Here is an 18,376-nt window from a genome sequence, read left to right on the forward strand (position 1 = left end):
TGGGTCTGCGGGGACTGTAGCGCGCCAGGCTGCCCCGCGTCAGTGCCGCAGTAGTCTCAGCCCTCATGGAGCAGAGGCATCTCGGCCGCACCGGACTGCGCGTCTCCCGGATCGGTCTCGGCACACTGACCTGGGGCCGGTCGGCGGGCGGACCGGACGAGGCGGAAGCGGCCGCGCAGTTGAAAACGTTCTGGAACGCGGGCGGCACGCTCGTCGACACCGCGGACGTGTACGGGGGCGGGGAGGCGGAGTACCTCCTCGGGCAGTTGATCGGTTCCGTCGTTCCGCGGCGCGACCTGGTGATCGCGACGAAGGCGGGCGGGGTCGCGGGGCCGGACCGGCGCTTCGACGGTTCACGCGGCCACCTCCTCTCCGCCCTGGACGACTCCCTGGCCCGCCTGGACACGGACTACGTCGACCTCTGGCAGGTCCACGCCTTCGATCCGTGGACCCCTTTGGAGGAAACCCTCCAGGCCCTGGACATCGCGGTGAGCAGCGGCCGGGCACGGTACGCGGGCGTGTCGAACTTCAGTGGCTGGCAGCTCGCGAAGGCGGCGACCTGGCAGCTCGCGGCGCCGGGAGTGCGGACCCGGCTGGCGTCGACCCAGATGGAGTACTCCCTGCTCCAGCGCGGCGTGGAACGGGAGGTGGTCCCGGCCGCCCTGGACCTGGGGCTCTCCCTCCTGCCCTCCTCCCCGCTCGGCCGGGGCGTCCTGACCGGCAAGTACCGGGCCGGCATCCCGGCGGACTCCCGGGGCGCCTCGGAAACCCTGGCCGCCTTCGTGGACCCGTACCTGGACGAGGCGGCGGGCCGGATCGTGGACGCGGTCGCGACGGCCGCCCACGGCCTGGCGGTGACCCCGCTCCAGGTGGCCCTGGCCTGGGTCCGGGACCGGCCGGGGGTGGCCGCGCCGATCGTCGGCGCGCGCACGTCGGCGCAGCTCGGGGCGGCCCTGTCGGTGGAGGCCCTTAGTCTTCCGGAGGAGATCCGCCAAGCGCTGGACGACGTCTCGGCGCCCGTCCACCGCTACCCCGATCACGACTGGAGCACCTTGTGAGCGACACCGCCGCCGCGGCAGAACCGGCCGACCCGGCCCGGGAAGAAAGCCCCGCCGCCGCGGAAGCCACCCCGGCCCCGGAGCCCGCCACGAGCACCACCGCAAAACCCCCGACACCCGCCGAAGCCGAGGCCGAGGACACCTCCGCCCCGGCCGAGCCCGAGGACAACACCCCGCAGGCCGAGCCCGCACCGTCCGCCGAAGCCGAAGCCGAGGTCGAGGACACGGACGCAGACGCGGATCCGGCGCCGCCCGGCGAAGCAGGGAGCGGGGACGAGGGGCCGCAGGCCGAAGCCACGCCTGCCGGCGAAGCCGAGGACACCGACGCGGACCCCGCACCGTCCGGCGAAGCGGAGGACACCGACGAGGACCCGCAGGCCGAAGCCACGCCTGCCGGCGAAGCAGGGAGCGGGGACGGGGGGCCGGGGGCGGAGCCCCCGGTTTCGGGAAGGGGCGGGGTGGGGGGAAGCCCCGCAGGGCCCGCCACCGACACGGAGGCAACCGAGGCCACCGAGGCCACCGAGGCCAAGCCTCAGCTCAGCGAAGCGGCGGCGGAACTGGCCGCGCAGAAGATCGAGCGGGAGCGCATCGCCCGCCGCAAGGCGGACCGCGAGGCCCCGGTGGAGGCCGGCGCCAAGCTCAGCGGCACGGCTGCCGACCTGCTGGCCGCCGTACGGGCCGTGGAGAGCGGCGGCCGGCCCTCCGCGGTCTTCACCGCGCCCCCGGCGCCCCCGGCACCCCGCCGGCCGGCCCCCGAGCCCGCACCCGCCCGCGCCCCCGCCCCCTCACCGGCGACGCAGACCGCGGCCGCCCCCTCCGCGGACGCCGTCCAGGCCCTCCGCGCCGTACTGGCCAGGGGCGGCGCCCCGGAGACCCTCGCTCCGCAGGCCGCCGCCGCCCTCGGCGAGGACGCCGCCGCGCAGCTCACCGAGTCCCCCTGGCGGCTGCTGGCCGTCGCCGGGGTCCGCCCGACGCAGGCCGACGGGTTCGCCCGCGCCCTGCTCGGCGCCGAGGCGACCGGCCCCGGGGACGAGCGGCGGTCCGCCGCCCTGGTGGGCTGGCTGCTGGCGCAGGCCGCCGCCAAGGGTCACACCGTGCTGGAAGCGCCCACCCTGGAGTCCGCCCTCGCCCAGTACGGCGTACCGGACCCCGCCGAGGCGCTGGAGGCGGCCGTCGGGGACGGGGCCGCGCTGGCCTTCGAGGAGCCGGTCGGTCCGCCGGTGGGCGAGGACGAGGAGCAGCCCGTACGCATCCTCGTGGGCCTGGAGGGCTCCGCCATGGCCGAGGAGAGCCTCGCCGAGGGGCTGGCCCGCCTCGCCAACACCTTCACGGACCCCGCCGACTGGGACAAGGCCGCCACCGGCCCCGGCGGCGAGCTGATCCGCGCCGCCGCCGGGCACGGCCTGGTCACCCACACCGGCGGCGAGGCCGCCCGCGCCGAACCCCGCGCGCTCCTCGCGGCCGCCCGGGAGTTCGGCCTGCGTGCCTGCCTGGCCGCGCACGCCCCGGCCGAGGGAGCGGTCACCGTGGCGGGCCTGCTGGCCGGCGCGGAGGGCCCCGGGCGCGACGCGGACGGGCAGTTCGCACTGGATCTGCTCATCGTCCTGGACGCCCCGCAGCTGGACGTGGAGACGGCCGCCGCACTGGTGGAGTCCGTGCCCGACGGGGCCCGTCTGGTGCTGTCCGGCGACCCCGCCGTGCTCGGCTCGGCCGGACCCGGCCGGGTCTTCGCCGATGTGCTCGCGGCCCGTACCTGCCCGCAGCTCGTCTCCCGGGTCCCGGACCCGGGCCCGATCGGGGAACTGGTCTCCGGAGTCGGCGTCGGGGAACTGAACCAGGTCGACGCCCCCGGCAAGGAGGTCGTCATCGTCCCGGTCCGCGACGCCGGGGAGGCCGTGCACCGCACCGTGCAGCTGGTGGCCGAGTCGGTGCCCCGCGCCTTCGGGATCCCGGCGGACGCCGTCCAGGTGATCACCACGGGCCACGGGGGCGCGGCGGGCACCCGCGCGCTCAACGCGGCCCTCAAGGAGCGGCTGAACCCGGGCCCCGGCCGGTTCGGCGGCTTCGACCCCGGTGACCGGGTGGTCCACGTGCCCTGCGCCGGGCGGGCGCTGCCCGCCCGGGTCGTGTCGGCCGACGCGCAGGGGCTGCACCTGGCCGGAGCCGCGGGCGCGCGGATCGTCGTACCGAAGGAGCAGGTGGAGTCCCAGGTGCGGCACGGCTGGGCCGTGACGGCGCACCAGGCCGTCGGCTCGCGCTGGCCCGCGGCAGTCGTCGTACTGCCCGGGGACGCGGCTCAGGCCCTGTCGCGGGACTGGGTGTACACGGCGTTCGGGCGGGCCGAGCGGCACCTGTCGGTGGTGCACGGAGTGGACCAGGCGCTGCCGCGCGCGGTCGCGGAGGTACCGGCGAAGCCCCGTACGACCCGGCTGGCGGGTCTGCTGCGGGCACTCGTGGCCTCGGCCGCGCCGCAGCCCCAGTAGCGGACGCGCCGCGGCCCCCGTCCCGGGCGGGGCGGGGGCCGCGGTGTGTTCCGTACGAGGAGTCGGGCGGGCCGGGGTCAGGCGGTGGTCAGACCCCGCTCGGCCGGCTCGGCCCCGGCTTCCGCCTCGTCCGCGTCGTCGTCCGCGTCGTCGTCCTCGTCGTCGTCCTCGTCCTCATCGAAGACCGAACTGACGTCGAACCGGTGCATCACGTCCTGCGGATCGATGTGTGTGAAGGGCGAACCCAGCCACTCCCCCGGTTCCGCGACGTCCTCCGAAGCGGCGATCCACAGCGTGGAATCACCCTCTTCCAGCCCGAAGTCCTTGGCACGGGAGGCGATTTCGTCCGGCTCGTACTCGCCGAAGAGCACGCCGAGCGCCTCGGCGGTGCCGCCGTCGTGGCCGAGTTCCGCCTCGCGGTCGTGCGCGACGACACGTTCGGCCTGGGCGATCAGGCGCGCCGGTTCGACGACGGCGTAGTCACGGCGGATGAGCACGCTGAAGGCGGCGGGTTCGGCGGGGCCGGTGTACGGGAGCCCGTCCTCGGGACTGGGAATCTCGAACGGGGTGACCTCGTCGTGGCGGTCGTAGAGGAGCTCGTCGTACTCCTCGGCGGCGGCGGCGAGTTCGTTGAACGCGGCGTAGACGTCCGGATCATCGTCCCCGATCCTGCTCTCGACCGCGGCGAGGTGACGGTCGAGCGCGGCCTTGACCGCCTCGGCGGCGGCGCGTACCTCGGCAACAGTGGGCAGAGCGGCATCAGACATAGTGCAGACGCTATCCGTAGCGGGGCTCTCGCGGCACAATAGATGCGATGCCGGAATACGAATTTGTCGACTTGTACGTGCCCCGCGGGGTTCCACGTCAGGAAACGACCCGCCTGCTGACCGAACACGCCGAGTACGGGCATTGGGAGCTCGACCGGCTGACACTGTTTCGGGACGGCAGTCGCCGCGTGCGACTGCGCCGCCGGATCATCCGACAGGTCCGCGCGACCTGGTGACGCGAGCCCCGGGGGGCGGGGCCCGCGTCATGAGGAACCCTCAGGCCGCGCTGCGCGCCCGGCGGTAGAGCACGGCGCCGGCCAGCAGCATGGCCGCCGCCAAGGGCACTCCGGCGGTGAGCACGTCACCGGAGCCGGTCGCGGCCAGCGCCCCGGCCGGGGTTGAACCAGTACCAGTACCGGTCCCCTGGGCGGGGTGCGTCACCGGAGTCACCGCTCCGGTGCCGGGGCCCGTACCGGGGCCAGTACCGGGGCTGGTCCCAGGGCCGTTGGGAGTCCCGGGCTGCCCGGTACCCGGACCGCCGGGATTGCCGTGGTCACCGGGACCGCCCGGGTTCCCGTGGTCACCCGGACCACCCGGGTTCCCGTGGTCACCGGGGCCACCAGGGTTTCCATGGTCGCCCGGACCGCCCGGGTGTTCCGGGTGGTCCGGGCCGGTGTCCTCGTCGCACGGTTCGTGCGGGTTGCCCGGGTTGCCCGGGTGCTCGGGGTGGTTCGGGTGCTGCGGGTGTCCGGGTCGGCCCGGGAGGTTCGCGCAGCGGTTCCCGAAGGCCGGATTGAGGGCCCCCACCACCGTCACCGTGTTCCCGCAGGCTTGCACCGGCACGTCCACGGGTGCCTGGAGGGCGTTCCCGGACAGCAGCCCCGGTGAGTGCGCGGCCTGGCCGGAGGCGCCGGAGTCCGCGTGGGCGTGACCCCCTCCGAGCGCGATCAGACCCCCCGCGGCTGCCATGGTGATCAAGGTCTTCTTGCCGGTGACCTGTACCTGTCGTCGCATCTGTACTTCGTCCCCTGTTGTGTGCGTCGTGCACGCGCACGTGCACGCCCGGTCGGCGCACTGGCCGCACAGGCTCCCCCGCCTGGTACGCCGAAAGATCGTCATCGGGCCCGTAAAGCCCGGCAGCCCCGGAGCGCTGGAATGCGCTCCGGGGCCGAGAACTTCAGAAACGTCAGGCGTTGACGCAGGTGTTGCCGAAGGCCGGGTTCAGCAGGCCGATCACGGAGACCGTGTTACCGCAGACGTTCACGGGAACGTGGACCGGGACCTGGATGACGTTGCCGGACGCAACACCGGGGGAGCCGATGGCCGCACCCTGGGCACCAGCGTCGGCGACAGCCAGACCCGCTCCCGCGAGAACCAGACCACCGGTAGCAGCCGCAGCAGCGACAACCTTCTTGAGCATTGTTCCTCCTAGTAGGCAAGTGCGGTCCCAGCCGCGGACCGCACCACTTGTAACGAGGAGGGATCACCGGGGCTACGAGCGTATGAGCGCATTCACTCTTCTCAGTGGAATCCGCACACCCTCCCGATTCCGCGGCGTTAGCTACGCCCGGTTCCGCGCCCGGCCCGTCTCAGGACTCGTCGATGAACCGGTCGAGCACCCGCACACCGAACTTCAGGCCCTCCACGGGCACCCGCTCGTCGACCCCGTGGAACATCCCGGCGAAGTCCAGCTCCGGCGGAAGCTGCAGCGGCGCGAAGCCGAAGCAGCGGATGCCGAGGTCGTCGAAGGACTTGGCGTCCGTACCGCCGGAGAGCATGTACGGGACCGCGTGCGCGATCGGGTCGTGCGCCTTGAGGGCCGTCTGCATGGCGTCCACGAGCTTGCCGTCGAAGTCCGTCTCCAGCGCCTTGTCCGCGTGGACGTCCTCCCGCTTCACGCGCGGGCCGAGGATCCGGTCGAGGTCGGCGAAGAACTCGTCCTCGTAGCCCGGCAGGAAGCGGCCGTCGACGTGGGCGGTGGCCTGGCCGGGGATGACGTTGACCTTGTAGCCGGCGCCGAGCATGGTCGGAGCGGCCGAGTTGCGCAGGGTCGCGCCGACCATCTTGGCGATGCCGCCGAGCTTGGCGAGCGTGGCGTCCATGTCGTCCGGGTCGAGCGGGGTGCCCAGCGCGTCCGAGAGCTCGTCCAGGAAGCTCCGTACGGTCTTGGTGACGCGTACCGGCCACGTGTGGCGGCCCAGCCGCCCCACGGCCTCGCAGAGCTCCGTGATGGCGTTGTCGTTGTTGGTCATGGACCCGTGGCCGGCGGTGCCCTCGACCGTGAGCCGCATCCAGTGCATGCCCTTCTGGGCGGTCTCCACCAGGTACAGCCGCAGGTTCTCGTTGACGGTGAAGGAGAAGCCGCCGACCTCGCCGATCGCCTCGGTGACCCCCTCGAACAGCCCGGGGTGCTTGTCGACGAGGTGCCGGGCGCCGTAGATGCCGCCGGCCTCCTCGTCGGCGAGGAAGGCCAGCACGATGTCGCGCGGGGGCTTGCGGCCGCTGCGCATGCGGTCGCGCACGACGGCCAGCGTCATCGCGTCCATGTCCTTCATGTCGACCGCGCCGCGGCCCCACACGCAGCCGTCGGCGATCTCGCCCGCGAAGGGGTCGTAGGTCCAGTCCGCGGCGTTGGCCGGGACCACGTCGGTGTGCCCGTGGATCAGCAGCGCCGGCCGCGAGGGGTCCTCGCCCTCGATCCGCGCCACGGTCGAGGCGCGCCCCTTGTGCGATTCGAAGATCTGCGGCTCCAGCCCGACCTCGGCGAGCTGCTCGGCGACCCACTCGGCCGCCTTGCGCTCGCCGGGGCCGGAGTGGTCCCCGTAGTTGCTGGTGTCGATCCGGATGAGGTCCCGGCAGAGGTCGACGACCTCGTCCTCGCCGGAGACTTTCCTGCCCGCGCCCGATTCGCTCACGCTGCTTCCTCCCACTGATCAGTACCGAACTGCCTCCATCCTCGCGCCCCGGGCCGCTTCGCCCAAGGGCGATCCCCGGCCGCCGGGGGGTGTGATCGATGACCCTGGAATGTTTGGTAATGTTTTCCACGTCGGAACGGCCCGCGAGGGGCGCGAGACAGACACCTTGTCCGGGTGGCGGAATGGCAGACGCGCTAGCTTGAGGTGCTAGTGCCCTTCGGGGCGTGGGGGTTCAAGTCCCCCCTCGGACACCAAACGAAAACCCCACTTCGCGTGGGGTTTTCTGCGTTTTGCGAGGGGCGGGGCGGGCGAGTTCCCGCTGGAGATATTCTGGGGAAGTGAATGAGAATCTTCCCCCTTGTCCCAAATGTTCCTGCGCGTACACCTACGAGGTGAACGCGCTCGTGGTGTGCCCCGAGTGCGGTCACGAGTGGGTGCCCGCCGAAGACGGAGCGCAGGCCGCGTCGGGCTCCGGGGAGCGGGTCGTGAAGGACGCCGTGGGCAATGTGCTCAGCGACGGCGATACCGTGACGGTGGCCAAGGCGCTCAAGGTCAAGGGCAGCCCGTCGGGAATCAAGGCCGGCACCAAGGTGCGCAACATCCGCCTTGTCGACGGGGTCGACGGGCACGACATCGACTGCAAGATCGACGGCTTCGGCGCGATGCAGCTGAAGTCGAGCGTGGTCAAGAAGGCCTGACCCCGTCCCGTACCGGGCACACGAAGGAGGGGCCCCGCCGCGGCGGGGCCCCTCCTTCGTGTGCCCGGTACGGGTCAGCCGCGCGGCTGGGGCACGGAGGCCTCGGCGGTGTCGGCCGACTCGGCCGCCTGGTCGAGGCGGAAGGCCTCGTTGCCCAGGCCGATGCGGGCGTGGACCTCGGGGCGGGTGGAGCGCAGGAAGAGGCCGTACGCCAGGCCCACCACGGCGGCGGCGGCGATGATGCCGGGCAGGGCCCAGCTGAGCACGGAGCCTTCCTCGGCGCCGACCAGGACGCCGAAGTCCTTGACCGTGTAGACGGCGATGGCGAGCAGGGCGATCCCGGCGAGGCCCGCGGCGGCGAGGCGCCAGACCTGGGCGCCGGCGGTGCCGCGGCGGACGAAGAAGGCGATGACCGCGAAAGAGGCGGTGGCCATCAGGAGGGTCACGCCCAGGGCGCCGACGCTGCCCATCCAGGTGAACAGGTGCAGGACGGGCGCGGTGGGGTCGCCGGCCGGCGTGTCGTCGGTGAACGCGAAGGCCAGGACGACCACGACGGAGATCGCGGTCTGCAGGAGCGAGCCGGTGCCGGGGGCGCCGGTACCCGCGTTCGTGCGGCCGAAGGCGGCCGGGAGCAGGCCCTCGCGGCCCATGGCGAAGGCGTAGCGGGAGACGACGTTGTGGAAGCTGAGCATCGCCGCGAACATGCCGGTCACGAACAGGATGTGCAGGGCGTCGGTGAAGGCGCCGCCCAGGCGGCTCTCGGTGAGCTGGAAGAGCAGCCCGGGGCCGGCCTCGGCGGAGGCCTTGACCACCTCGCCGGGGCCGGTGGCGACGGTGAGGGCCCAGGCGCTGAAGGCGAAGAAGAGGGCGACGAAGCCGACGGCGAGGAACATCACCCGGGAGACGACGATGTGCGGCTTGCTGGTCTCCTCGGCGTACACAGGGGACTGCTCGAAGCCGACGAAGGCGGCGATGCAGAAGCACAGGGCGGTGCCGAGGCCGGCGCCGGTGAGGGTCTCCGGGTTGAAGGCGTGGAGGGAGAGGCCGGCGGGGCCGGGATCGCCGAGGGCGGCGGCGTCGAAGATGACGACGAGGACGACCTCGATGAGCAGGAGGACGCCGAGGACCTTCGCGTTGAGGTCGATCTTCAGCCAGCCGAGCGCGCCGGTGAGGGCGACGGCGGCCAGGGCCGGTATCCACCAGGCGAGTTCGGTGTCGAGGTAGGTGGCGAAGAGGCCGGAGATCTCGAAGCCGAGGATGCCGTAGACGCCGACCTGCATGGCGCTGTAGGCGACGAGGGCGACGAGCGAGGCACCGGCGCCGGCGGTGGGACCGAGTCCGCGCGCGATGTAGGCGTAGAAGGCGCCGGCGTTGTGGACGTGCCGGCTCATCTCGGCGTAGCCGACGCTGAAGAGGGCGAGGACGGCGCCGAGGATCACGAACAGCAGGGGCTGTCCGACGATGCCCATGACCCCGAAGGTGGTGGGCATGACACCCGCGACGACCATCAGGGGCGCGCTCGCGGCGAGTACGGAGAGCAGCAGGCCGGCGGTGCCGAGGCGGTCGGCGCGCAGGGCGCGGTCCTGGCCCTTGTACGTACGGATCTCGGCGCGGTCGGCCGGGTCTTTGACCGTGGTGGATCTGCCCGTCGGCATGGCGGGGTGTCCTTTCGGGGCGGGGACTGGGCGGGGTTCTTGCTGAGCGGGACTGGCTACGAGCTGGCTGAGCGGGACGGGCTGAGCGGTTTTGGCTGGGGGTCTGGCCGGGCGGTTCTGGCCGGGCGGGGCTCAGGCGGTGCCGAGTGCGGCGCTGCGTGCGGCGAGGAAGGCCTTGTGCGGGTCGAGGTCCGGGTAGGACCAGGGGGCCGGGGTGGCGTGGCTGCCGATGCGCTGGAAGAGGGCGGCCGCCTCGGCGGGGCGGCCCTCGCAGAGCTTGGCGTGGGCGAGGAAGTTGAGGTCGACCCTGTTGCGGGGGTGGTCCTCGCGCTCCCACTCCAGCCACCAGTCGAAGGCGGAGCGCAGCACCTGGCGGGCGCGGCGGCCGGACCAGTGCTCGGCTCCGGCGTCGCGGCTGTGGCCCTGTCCGGCGGCGAGCACGCGGTAGCGCTCGGCGTGGGCGATGACGGGGAGGACGGCGAGCGGGGAGTCGGCCGGGGACTCCTCGGCAGCCCAGGCGGCGAAGTCGTAGACCTCGTGGAGCGGGTCGCGGCCGGACGCGGGTGCCCGCTCGGCCAGCCGGGAGACCATCAGGTGGTGGGCGTGGTGGTGTTCGCGGTGGCGGGCCCTGACCTGGTCGAAGTGGCGGCTGAACTCCTCTTCGGTGCCGAAGGCGCGGGTCAGGAGCAGCAGTCCGAGCCAGGGCGTCGGGTCGGCCGGGAGCAGGGCCGCGGCCCGGCGGCAGGCTTCCTCGGCGGCCTCGGGGGTGCCCTTGCGGCGCAGGGCGCCGAAGACGGCCGCGCAGGCGAGGAGGGTGACGGCGTCGGCGCTCTCCGGTTCGGCGAGGAGCCATTCGCGCGCCCACGCGGTCGCGGCCGGGGTTTCGGCGAGGACGACGAGGCGGTGGCCCCGGCGGTCCCAGTCGTCGCCGGTGGTGACGAGGAGGGTGCGGGCCTTGGCCCAGCGGCCCTGGGTGAACTGGGCGCGCACGTCGACGAGTTCCGCGTCGCACAGGGCGGGGTCGAAGAGCTGGGCGTCCCGCTTGCGGGCGCGGCCGAGGGGCGGCGGAGGGGGCGACATCCGCGGGTTTCCCTCCAGGACGCGGGCGGTTGGACGGTGTGGCTGGAAGATCACGCACAGCAAAGCGGTAGGCGCAGCTCCGCGTCAAGGTCCGATCCACTGCGTGGCCTGTTTCAACTGGTCTATCGGAGGAGTGAGTTGGTAGGGTTCCTCCGTTTCACAGACGGTACGCGGACAGTACGGGGACGGCACGGGGACGGCACGGGGACGGTGCGCCGCCGGGCGCCGGGCCGCGGTGCGCGCAGGATCGTAGGGTGGTGTCCGTGACCGCCTACGAGAACCTCCCGCCCGTCGAGTTCGCCTTCCCGGGACCCCTGCGGGACCAGCTGGTTGAGGCCGTACTGAGTGGCGCCAAGACCACGACGACCGCGGTCCTCGCCGACTACGAGGCCTGCGGGGACCCGCTGCCGGTGGTGGGTGAGCTGATGGCGGTCCTGGACTCCGCCGGACGTCCGGTGGGCGTCCTGGAGGTGACGGACGTACGGGTGCTGCGGCTGGCGGACGTGGGACTGCGCCACGCACTGGACGAGGGCGAGGGATTCGCGTCAGTGGCCGAATGGCGATCCGCCCGCGAGGGGTTCTGGCACGGCCCCCAGATGCGGGAGGTCATCGGCGACCCGCAGTTCACGGTCGACGACGACACCCCGGTGGTGGCGGAGCGGTTCCGCCTGGTGACCCGGCTGCCCGTGCCCGCGCCGTAGGGCAGGGGCCCGGGCGGCCGGGCCGGGGCGGGAGCCCGGTCAGGAGACGGCCGCGGCCGCCGCGCGGCCGGCGGCGCGGCCCGAGAAGATGCAGCCGCCGAGGAAGGTGCCCTCCAGGGCCCGGTAGCCGTGGACGCCGCCGCCGCCGAAGCCGGCCGCCTCGCCCGCCGCGTAGAGGCCCGGCAGGGGTTCGCCCGTGGCGGTCAGGACGCGGGAGGAGAGGTCGGTCTCCAGGCCGCCCAGGGACTTGCGGGTCAGGATGGACAGCCGGACGGCGATCAGCGGGCCCGCCGCGGGGTCCAGGATCCGGTGCGGGGCGGCGGTGCGGATCAGTTTGTCGCCGAGGTACTTGCGGGCCCCGTGGATCGCCGTGACCTGGAGGTCCTTGGTGAACGGGTTGGCGATCTCCCGGTCCCGGGCGACGATTTCACGCCGGACCGTCTCCTCGTCGAGGAGTCCGTCCTTGGTGATGGCGTTCATGCCGCGCACCAGGGCGGAGAGGTCCTTCTCGACCACGAAGTCGGCGCCGTTGTCCATGAAGGCCTTCACCGGTCCGGGGACGGCCTGGCGCGCCCGGTCGATGACCCCGCGGACCGACTTGCCCGTCAGGTCCGGGTTCTGCTCGGAGCCCGAGAGCCCGAACTCCTTGCCGATGATGCGCTGGTTGAGGACGAACCAGGTGTGGTCGTGGCCCGTCTTCATGATGTGGTCGAGGGTGCCGAGGGTGTCGAAGCCGGGGAAGAGCGGTACGGGCAGCCGCTTGCCGGTGGCGTCCAGCCAGAGCGAGGACGGGCCGGGCAGGATGCGGATGCCGTGCTTGGACCAGATCGGGTTCCAGTTCTCGATGCCCTCGGTGTAGTGCCACATCCGGTCCTTGTTGATGTGGCTCGCGCCCGCCCCCTCCGCGATGCCCAGCATCAGGCCGTCCACGTGGGCCGGGACCCCGGAGAGCATCCGTGCGGGCGGGGCGGCGAGCCGGGCCGGCCACTGGGCCCGTACGAGGTCGTGGTTGCCGCCGATGCCGCCGCTGGTCACGATCACGGCCTGGGCCCGCAGGGAGAACTCCCCGGTGGCCTCGCGGCCGCTCGCGGTGCCCCGTACGGCGTCGGAGGGGGACAGGACCTCGCCGGTCACGGTGTCGAGGGTGCCCGCGGTGCGGGTGAGCCCGGTGACCCGGTGGCGGAACCGCAGCTGGACCAGCCCCCGGGCCACCCCGGCCCGTACGCGGCGCTCGAAGGGCTCCACCAGGCCGGGGCCGGTGCCCCAGGTGATGTGGAAGCGGGGGACGGAGTTGCCGTGGCCGTTCGCGTCGTAGCCGCCGCGCTCCGCCCAGCCGACGACAGGGAAGAAGCGGACGCCCTGGGCGTGCAGCCAGGGGCGCTTCTCGTCGGCCGCGAAGTCCACGTAGGCCTCGGCCCAGCGGCGCGGCCAGGCGTCCTCCTCGCGGTCGAAGCCGGCGGTGCCCGCCCAGTCCTGGAGGGCCAGCTCGCGGGTGTCCTTGATCCGCATGCGGCGCTGCTCGGGCGAGTCGACGAAGAACAGGCCGCCGAAGGACCAGTGGGCCTGGCCGCCGAGGGACTGTTCGGGCTCCTGGTCCAGAAGGATGACCCTGCGGCCGGCGTCGACGAGCTCGGCGGTGGCCACGAGGCCCGCGAGCCCGGCCCCGATCACGATCACGTCTGCGTCGTACGTCATGCGAAACCCGTCCTCCGTCGGTGGTGGGGCGATCCTTTGCTACGGAGCGGTAACCAGTCAACAGGAGCGGAGGGACCAGCTCATGGGCGCGGCCGACGAGGTACTGGACGTGGTGGACCGGGAGGACCGGGTGACGGGGCGCGCCCCACGGGGCGAGGTGTACGCGGCGGGGCTCGTCCACCGCTGCGTGTTCGTACTGGCCAGGGACGGGCAGGGGCGGATCTTCACGCACCGGCGGACGGATTCGAAGCTCGTCTTCCCCTCGCACTACGACATGTTCGTGGGCGGGGTGGTCGGCGCCGGCGAGAGCTACGCCCGGGCGGCCCTGCGGGAGGCGGAGGAGGAGCTGGGGGTGAGCGGGCTGGGGCAGCCCGAGCCGCTGTTCAAGTTCCTGTACGAGGGTGCTGGCGGGGCCTGGTGGAGCTACGTGCACGAGGTGCGCTGCGAGCTGCCGGTCCGACCGCAGGCCTCGGAGGTGGCCTGGCACGCGTGGCTGCCCGAGGAGGAGGTGGCGCAGCGGGTCTCGGACGGCTCCTGGCCGTGGGTCCCGGACGGGCTGGAGGCCTACCGCAGGCTGCTGGAGTTCCGCCCGGGAGGCCGCTGAGGCAGTTCTTTCCGGAATCGTGCGGATCGTGCCGGGCCAGTAGATTGGGCGGGTGATCGACTTCGTCAAGGACGTGCGGCTGTGGTTCGCGCCGGCTCGGGTGAGGGACGAGGGCGAGACCCCCGACTACCGCTTCTCGCTGGCCAACGAGCGGACCTTCCTCGCCTGGATCAGGACCGCCCTGGCCCTGGTCGGCGGTGGGTTCGCCGTGGACCAGTTCCTGCCCGACCTGCGGTGGGCGGTGCGCGCGGGGATGGCCTTCGCGCTGCTCGCGGTGGGCGCGGCCTGCGCGCTGCGCGCGGTGAACCACTGGGTGCGGTGCGAACGGGCCATGCGGCACGGTGAGGACCTGCCGATGTCCCGGTTCCCGGTGGTGCTGAGCCTGGGGGTGGGTCTGGTCGCGGTGGCGATGGTGGTGGTCGTCCTGCTGGGCTGGACGACGGGGCGGTGAGCATCTCGGCCGACCCCGCCGACCGCGAGGGTCCCGGCGGCCGGGACGCGGGGCTGCAGCCCGAACGGACCCGGCTCGCGTGGCGGCGCACGACGCTCTCGTGCGTGGTGACGGCCGTACTGGCCCTGCGTCAGGCCCTGCACGGACGCGGCTCGCCGGTGGAGCTGGCGGGTGTGGCCGTCATCGCGCTGCTCTGGTCGGCGTTCATGTGGGTCGCGCACCTTCGGATGCGGCAGCTGGCGGCGGCGCGGCCGGCCGGGCTCTCACCGCGTGCGGCGCTGGCCGCGACGGCGTGCACGGTGGGGCTGGCCGTCTTCGCGATGGCGGTCATCGTCTGAGGCGACGATCCGATGGTCCGATGGTCCGCCTTGTGGCCGACCCCCGGCGCGCAGCGGACATAAGGGGCGATCCAGGGCATCGCGCACTAGCGTCGGCGTCATGACGACTCTGCACCAGGAACACCCCGCGCAGGAGCACGCCCACGCCCACGGCCCCGAATGCGGCCACCGGGTGGTCGAGCACGGCGACCACGTCGACTACGCGCACGACGGCCATCTGCACCGCGCGCACTCCGGGCACTGGGACGAGTGCGAGCCGGCCGGGCACACCCCGCACACCGCCCACGAGCACGCCCACGGCACGGAGTGCGGGCACGACTCGGTCCGGCACGGAGACCACGTCGACTACCTGCACGACGGGCACCGGCACGCGGAGCACGACGGTCACTACGACGACCACTGACCGCGCCCTCCCCCCGGGCCGCCGTGACTGGCAGGATGCCGAGCGTCCGTCACCGCGACCCGGGGAGAGCCGCCGATGCCCGCCGAAGAGCCGTACCTCGTCCAGCCCGCGCCCGGGGTGTACGCCTACGTACAGCCGGACGGCGGCTGGTGCCTGAACAACGCCGGTTTCCTGACCGTCGGCGGCCGGACGCTGCTCGTCGACACGGCGGCCACCGAGCGGCGTGCGCTGGCCCTGCGCGCGGCGGTCCTGTCCGTCGGGGCCCCCCTCCCCCGCACGGTGGTCAACACCCACCACCACGGGGACCACACCTACGGCAACGGCGTGTTCGCGCCGCAGGCCCTGATCGTGGGGCACGACAACGCACGCTCCGAGCAGATCTCCGCCGGGCGCCAGCTGGAGCTGATCTGGCCGGCGACCGACTTCGGCGCGCTGGACATCACCGCGCCCGATCTGACGTACGGCGACCGGCTCACCCTGCACGTCGGGGAGACCGAGGTACAGGTCGTCCACCCGGGCGTCGCGCACACCACGGGCGACTCCATCGTGTGGCTGCCGGAGCAGCGGATCGTGTTCACCGGCGACCTGGTCTTCGCGGAGGGCACGCCTTTCCTGGCGATGGGCTCGCTGGCCGGTTCACTGCGGGCGCTGGAGCTGCTGCGCTCGCTGGGGGCGGAGACCGTCGTACCGGGGCACGGGCCGCTGACGGATCCCGGCGCGTACGTGGCCACCGAGCGCTACCTGCGGTACGTGGCCGAGCTGGCCCGGGAGGGCCGCGCGAAGGGGCTGACCCCGCTGGAGACGGCCCGGCAGGCCGATCTCGGCGAGTTCGCCGGCTGGCGGGAGAGCGAGCGGCTGGTGGCCAATCTGCACCGGGCCTACGCGGAGCTGGCCGGGGAGCCCGAAGGGGTACCGCTGGACATCCTGGCGGTACTGCGGGACATGACGGTGATGAACGGCGGGACGCCGATCCTCTGCCACGCCTGATCCGACGGGTCGGGCGGGCCTGCGGCACCGCACGCGCCCGAGGCGCCTTCGGCCCGCACACTGGACGGCATACCGACTGGTCGGCATGATGGGTCACGATCGTTCCGTCGTCGTCAACTCCGTACGGAGGCGCGCACCATGACCTCAGACCCGGGCCCAGGCCCCGTCCCGGCCGCCTCCGGCCCGCGAGGCCTCGATCTGGAGCGGCTGCGCGGTCACCTCGACCGGGCCCTGCCGGGCCTCGCGGCCGGGCCGCTGACCGGCCGGCTGATCGAAGGCGGCCGCTCGAACCTCACGTACGAGGTGGGCGACGGCAGCTCCCGGTGGGTGGTGCGCCGGCCTCCGCTGGGGCACGTACTGGCCACGGCGCACGACATGCGGCGCGAACACCGGGTCATCGAGGCGCTGCACGGCACCGCGGTGCCGGTGCCCGAGCCGCTGCTGCTGTGCGAGGACGAGGCCGTGCTGGGCGCGCCGTTCTACGTGATGGAGTACGTGGACGGGGTGCCTTTCCGGACGGCCGGCCAGCTCGCCGCACTCGGCCCCGAGCGGACCCGGCGGGTGGTGCTGGGCCTGGTGGACACCCTGGTCGACCTGCACGCGGTGGACCCGGAGGCGGTGGGCCTGGGCGATTTCGGCCGGCCCGAGGGCTTCCTGGACCGCCAGCTGCGCCGCTGGGGCAAGCAGCTCGCGGCCTCCCGGGGGCGGGAGCTCGCCGGGATCGACGAACTGCACGGCGCCCTCGGTCGCACCTTGCCCGACTCCCCCGCACCGACGGTGGTGCACGGTGACTTCCGGCTCGACAACGTGCTGATCGGCAGCTCCCCGTCCGGTACGGGCCCGTCCGGTACGGACGCCTCCGACACCGACCGGATCCGGGCGGTGCTGGACTGGGAAATGTCCACGCTCGGCGATCCGCTGACGGACCTCGGGCTGCTGGTGATGTACAGCTCCGACCTGGGTCTGACGGACTCCCCGGTCAGCACGACCAGCGGGGCCCCCGGCCATCCGGCGCCCGCCGAGCTGATCGAGCGGTACGCGGCCCGCTCGGGCCGGGACACCTCCCAGGTCGCCTGGTACACGGCCTTCGCCTGGTTCAAGCTCGCGGTGATCCTCGAGGGCATCCACTACCGCTTCACGCTCGGGCAGACCGTCGGCTCGGGCTTCGACCGGATCGGCGAGCTGGTCCCGGTCTTCATCGAACACGGTCTGACCACCCTCCAGGAAGGCTGAGGAACCCTGATGGATTTCGCATTCGACGCCCGGACCGAGGAACTGCGCGGACGGCTCCTCACGTTCATGGAGGAGTACGTCCACCCGGCGGAGCCCGTCGCCGCCGAGCAGCGCGCGCGGCTGGCCTCGCCCTGGGACACCCCGGCCGTGTTCGGTGAACTGAAGGCCGAGGCGCGCCGCCAGGGGCTGTGGAACCTCTTCTTCGTGGACCAGCACGGCCTGCCCGGCGGCGGGCACGGCGCCGGGCTGACGAACCTGCAGTACGCCCCGCTCGCCGAGATCACCGGCCGCAGTCCGCACCTCGCGCCGATGGCGACGAACTGCGCGGCTCCGGACACCGGGAACATGGAGCTGCTCGCCCAGTTCGGGAGCGAGGAGCAGAAGAAGCAGTGGCTGGAGCCGCTGCTGGCCGGGGAGATCCGGTCCGCCTTCGCCATGACCGAGCCCGAGGTGGCCTCCTCCGACGCCGCGAACATCGAGACCCGGATCGAGCGCTCCGCCGACGGCGACGAGTACGTGATCACGGGCCGCAAGTGGTTCATCTCCGGGGCCATGAACCCGGACTGCAAGGTCTTCATCGTGATGGGCAAGACCGATCCCGGGGGCGCCGACCCGCGCCGCCAGCAGTCCATGGTCCTGGTCCCCCGGGACACTCCGGGCGTCGAGATCCGGCGCGCGATGACGGTGTACGGGTACGAGGACCACGACCACGGCGGCCATGCCGAGGTCGTCTTCGACGGGGCCCGGGTACCGGCGGGGAACCTGATCGGCGAGGAGGGCGGCGGGTTCGCCATCGCGCAGGCGCGGCTGGGGCCGGGGCGGATCCACCACTGCATGCGGCTCATCGGGATGGCGGAGCGGGCGATCGAGCTGATGTGCCGGCGCGCGGTGGGACGTACCGCTTTCGGCAAGGAGCTGGCAGCGCAGGGCGTCGTACAGAACTGGATCGCGGACGCCCGGGTCACCGTGGAGCAGCTGCGGCTGCTGGTGCTGAAGACGGCCTGGCTGATGGACACGGTCGGGAACCGGGGCGCGCACACCGAGATCCAGGCCATCAAGATCGCGACCCCGCGTGCGGTGGTGCGGATCCTGGACGACGCGGTGCAGCTGCACGGCGCGGGCGGGGTGAGCCAGGACTTCCCGCTCGCCGAGCTGTGGGCGGCGGCGCGCACCCTGCGGCTGGCGGACGGGCCGGACGAGGTGCACCAGCGCTCGCTGGCACACCGGGAGCTCAAGCAGTACCGCTGACATCGCAGACCTGCGTACGCGCCGGAGTGGTCCAGACCATCAGAAAGGTCCGATATATTC

Annotated in this window: 19 protein-coding genes and 1 tRNA gene; 13 read left to right on the top strand and 7 right to left on the bottom strand. The window is 73.0% G+C overall.

Annotated features, from left to right (window positions below; translation table 11 throughout):
- The first annotated feature begins 65 nt into the window (after positions 1-65).
- Complete coding sequence (locus OTB20_RS03005; RefSeq protein WP_267814962.1) at positions 66-1,058, top strand: aldo/keto reductase; 993 nt, start codon at positions 66-68, stop codon at positions 1,056-1,058.
- Positions 1,055-3,541, top strand: a complete 2,487-nt coding sequence (locus OTB20_RS03010) for a helix-hairpin-helix domain-containing protein (RefSeq protein WP_267814963.1) — start codon at positions 1,055-1,057, stop codon at positions 3,539-3,541. The genes OTB20_RS03005 and OTB20_RS03010 overlap by 4 nt, the downstream gene beginning before the upstream one ends.
- A gap of 77 nt (positions 3,542-3,618) precedes the next feature.
- Here the strand turns inward: OTB20_RS03010 and OTB20_RS03015 are convergent, their stop codons facing one another.
- Positions 3,619-4,308 carry a hypothetical protein gene (locus tag OTB20_RS03015; protein WP_267814964.1) on the bottom strand — a complete coding sequence of 230 codons (690 nt, stop codon included), beginning with the start codon at positions 4,306-4,308 and terminating at the stop codon, positions 3,619-3,621.
- Positions 4,309-4,355: 47 nt separating this feature from the next.
- Here OTB20_RS03015 and OTB20_RS03020 point away from each other — a divergent pair, with 47 nt between their 5' ends.
- Complete coding sequence (locus OTB20_RS03020) at positions 4,356-4,544, top strand: DUF5703 family protein (RefSeq protein WP_267759691.1); 189 nt, start codon at positions 4,356-4,358, stop codon at positions 4,542-4,544.
- Between the two features lie 40 nt (positions 4,545-4,584).
- Here the strand turns inward: OTB20_RS03020 and OTB20_RS42380 are convergent, their stop codons facing one another.
- From OTB20_RS42380 to OTB20_RS03035, 3 genes are all read right to left on the bottom strand, one after another.
- On the bottom strand, positions 4,585-5,322 hold the full coding sequence (locus OTB20_RS42380) for a chaplin (protein WP_324290325.1): 738 nt from the start codon (positions 5,320-5,322) through the stop codon (positions 4,585-4,587).
- Between the two features lie 172 nt (positions 5,323-5,494).
- On the bottom strand, positions 5,495-5,728 hold the full coding sequence (chpH, locus tag OTB20_RS03030) for a chaplin ChpH (RefSeq protein ID WP_267814966.1): 234 nt from the start codon (positions 5,726-5,728) through the stop codon (positions 5,495-5,497).
- A 169-nt stretch (positions 5,729-5,897) separates the two neighbouring features.
- On the bottom strand, positions 5,898-7,223 hold the full coding sequence (locus OTB20_RS03035; protein WP_267759695.1) for a M20/M25/M40 family metallo-hydrolase: 1,326 nt from the start codon (positions 7,221-7,223) through the stop codon (positions 5,898-5,900).
- Positions 7,224-7,391: 168 nt separating this feature from the next.
- Here OTB20_RS03035 and OTB20_RS03040 point away from each other — a divergent pair.
- Both OTB20_RS03040 and OTB20_RS03045 read left to right on the top strand, forming a co-directional pair.
- Positions 7,392-7,477, top strand: a tRNA-Leu gene (locus tag OTB20_RS03040).
- Between the two features lie 84 nt (positions 7,478-7,561).
- Positions 7,562-7,921 carry a zinc ribbon domain-containing protein YjdM gene (locus OTB20_RS03045; RefSeq protein ID WP_267814968.1) on the top strand — a complete coding sequence of 120 codons (360 nt, stop codon included), beginning with the start codon at positions 7,562-7,564 and terminating at the stop codon, positions 7,919-7,921.
- Positions 7,922-7,995: 74 nt separating this feature from the next.
- Here the strand turns inward: OTB20_RS03045 and OTB20_RS03050 are convergent, their stop codons facing one another.
- Positions 7,996-9,576, bottom strand: coding sequence for an APC family permease (locus tag OTB20_RS03050; protein ID WP_267814970.1), 1,581 nt, complete (start codon positions 9,574-9,576; stop codon positions 7,996-7,998).
- Between the two features lie 132 nt (positions 9,577-9,708).
- Positions 9,709-10,656: a hypothetical protein gene (locus tag OTB20_RS03055; RefSeq protein ID WP_267814972.1), complete on the bottom strand. Its 948-nt coding sequence runs from the start codon at positions 10,654-10,656 to the stop codon at positions 9,709-9,711.
- A 263-nt stretch (positions 10,657-10,919) separates the two neighbouring features.
- Here OTB20_RS03055 and OTB20_RS03060 point away from each other — a divergent pair, with 263 nt between their 5' ends.
- On the top strand, positions 10,920-11,357 hold the full coding sequence (locus tag OTB20_RS03060; protein ID WP_267814973.1) for an ASCH domain-containing protein: 438 nt from the start codon (positions 10,920-10,922) through the stop codon (positions 11,355-11,357).
- A gap of 39 nt (positions 11,358-11,396) precedes the next feature.
- Here the strand turns inward: OTB20_RS03060 and OTB20_RS03065 are convergent, their stop codons facing one another.
- Entirely contained in the window at positions 11,397-13,052 is a 1,656-nt protein-coding gene (locus OTB20_RS03065; protein ID WP_267814974.1) for an FAD-binding dehydrogenase, read from the bottom strand.
- Between the two features lie 82 nt (positions 13,053-13,134).
- Here OTB20_RS03065 and OTB20_RS03070 point away from each other — a divergent pair, with 82 nt between their 5' ends.
- The 7 genes from OTB20_RS03070 (at position 13,135) to OTB20_RS03100 (ending at position 18,316) form a co-directional block, all read left to right on the top strand.
- Complete coding sequence (locus tag OTB20_RS03070) at positions 13,135-13,656, top strand: NUDIX hydrolase (RefSeq protein ID WP_267814975.1); 522 nt, start codon at positions 13,135-13,137, stop codon at positions 13,654-13,656.
- Between the two features lie 52 nt (positions 13,657-13,708).
- On the top strand, positions 13,709-14,107 hold the full coding sequence (locus tag OTB20_RS03075; RefSeq protein WP_267814977.1) for a YidH family protein: 399 nt from the start codon (positions 13,709-13,711) through the stop codon (positions 14,105-14,107).
- Positions 14,104-14,445: a DUF202 domain-containing protein gene (locus OTB20_RS03080; protein WP_267814979.1), complete on the top strand. Its 342-nt coding sequence runs from the start codon at positions 14,104-14,106 to the stop codon at positions 14,443-14,445. The genes OTB20_RS03075 and OTB20_RS03080 overlap by 4 nt, the downstream gene beginning before the upstream one ends.
- Positions 14,446-14,545: 100 nt before the next feature.
- Positions 14,546-14,848 carry a hypothetical protein gene (locus OTB20_RS03085; protein WP_267814980.1) on the top strand — a complete coding sequence of 101 codons (303 nt, stop codon included), beginning with the start codon at positions 14,546-14,548 and terminating at the stop codon, positions 14,846-14,848.
- 75 nt (positions 14,849-14,923) lie between these two features.
- Complete coding sequence (locus OTB20_RS03090) at positions 14,924-15,835, top strand: MBL fold metallo-hydrolase (protein WP_267814982.1); 912 nt, start codon at positions 14,924-14,926, stop codon at positions 15,833-15,835.
- A 138-nt stretch (positions 15,836-15,973) separates the two neighbouring features.
- On the top strand, positions 15,974-17,068 hold the full coding sequence (locus tag OTB20_RS03095) for a phosphotransferase family protein (protein WP_267814983.1): 1,095 nt from the start codon (positions 15,974-15,976) through the stop codon (positions 17,066-17,068).
- 9 nt (positions 17,069-17,077) lie between these two features.
- Positions 17,078-18,316 carry an acyl-CoA dehydrogenase family protein gene (locus OTB20_RS03100; protein WP_267814984.1) on the top strand — a complete coding sequence of 413 codons (1,239 nt, stop codon included), beginning with the start codon at positions 17,078-17,080 and terminating at the stop codon, positions 18,314-18,316.
- Positions 18,317-18,376: the final 60 nt, after the last annotated feature.

The sequence above is a fragment of the Streptomyces sp. H27-H1 genome (assembly GCF_026627445.1).
In the GTDB taxonomy this organism is placed as follows: domain Bacteria; phylum Actinomycetota; class Actinomycetes; order Streptomycetales; family Streptomycetaceae; genus Streptomyces.

Bases quoted from the DNA above. Each gene is read 5' to 3' on its own strand.
- OTB20_RS03015 (WP_267814964.1), bottom strand. From the start codon at position 4,308: ATGTCTGATGCCGCTCTGCCCACTGTTGCCGAGGTACGCGCCGCCGCC.
- OTB20_RS03055 (WP_267814972.1), bottom strand. From the start codon at position 10,656: ATGTCGCCCCCTCCGCCGCCCCTCGGCCGCGCCCGCAAGCGGGACGCC.
- OTB20_RS03090 (WP_267814982.1), top strand. From the start codon at position 14,924: ATGCCCGCCGAAGAGCCGTACCTCGTCCAGCCCGCGCCCGGGGTGTAC.
- OTB20_RS42380 (WP_324290325.1), bottom strand. From the start codon at position 5,322: ATGCGACGACAGGTACAGGTCACCGGCAAGAAGACCTTGATCACCATG.
- OTB20_RS03100 (WP_267814984.1), top strand. From the start codon at position 17,078: ATGGATTTCGCATTCGACGCCCGGACCGAGGAACTGCGCGGACGGCTC.
- chpH (WP_267814966.1), bottom strand. From the start codon at position 5,728: ATGCTCAAGAAGGTTGTCGCTGCTGCGGCTGCTACCGGTGGTCTGGTT.
- OTB20_RS03065 (WP_267814974.1), bottom strand. From the start codon at position 13,052: ATGACGTACGACGCAGACGTGATCGTGATCGGGGCCGGGCTCGCGGGC.
- OTB20_RS03095 (WP_267814983.1), top strand. From the start codon at position 15,974: ATGACCTCAGACCCGGGCCCAGGCCCCGTCCCGGCCGCCTCCGGCCCG.
- OTB20_RS03070 (WP_267814975.1), top strand. From the start codon at position 13,135: ATGGGCGCGGCCGACGAGGTACTGGACGTGGTGGACCGGGAGGACCGG.
- OTB20_RS03050 (WP_267814970.1), bottom strand. From the start codon at position 9,576: ATGCCGACGGGCAGATCCACCACGGTCAAAGACCCGGCCGACCGCGCC.
- OTB20_RS03020 (WP_267759691.1), top strand. From the start codon at position 4,356: ATGCCGGAATACGAATTTGTCGACTTGTACGTGCCCCGCGGGGTTCCA.
- OTB20_RS03005 (WP_267814962.1), top strand. From the start codon at position 66: ATGGAGCAGAGGCATCTCGGCCGCACCGGACTGCGCGTCTCCCGGATC.
- OTB20_RS03085 (WP_267814980.1), top strand. From the start codon at position 14,546: ATGACGACTCTGCACCAGGAACACCCCGCGCAGGAGCACGCCCACGCC.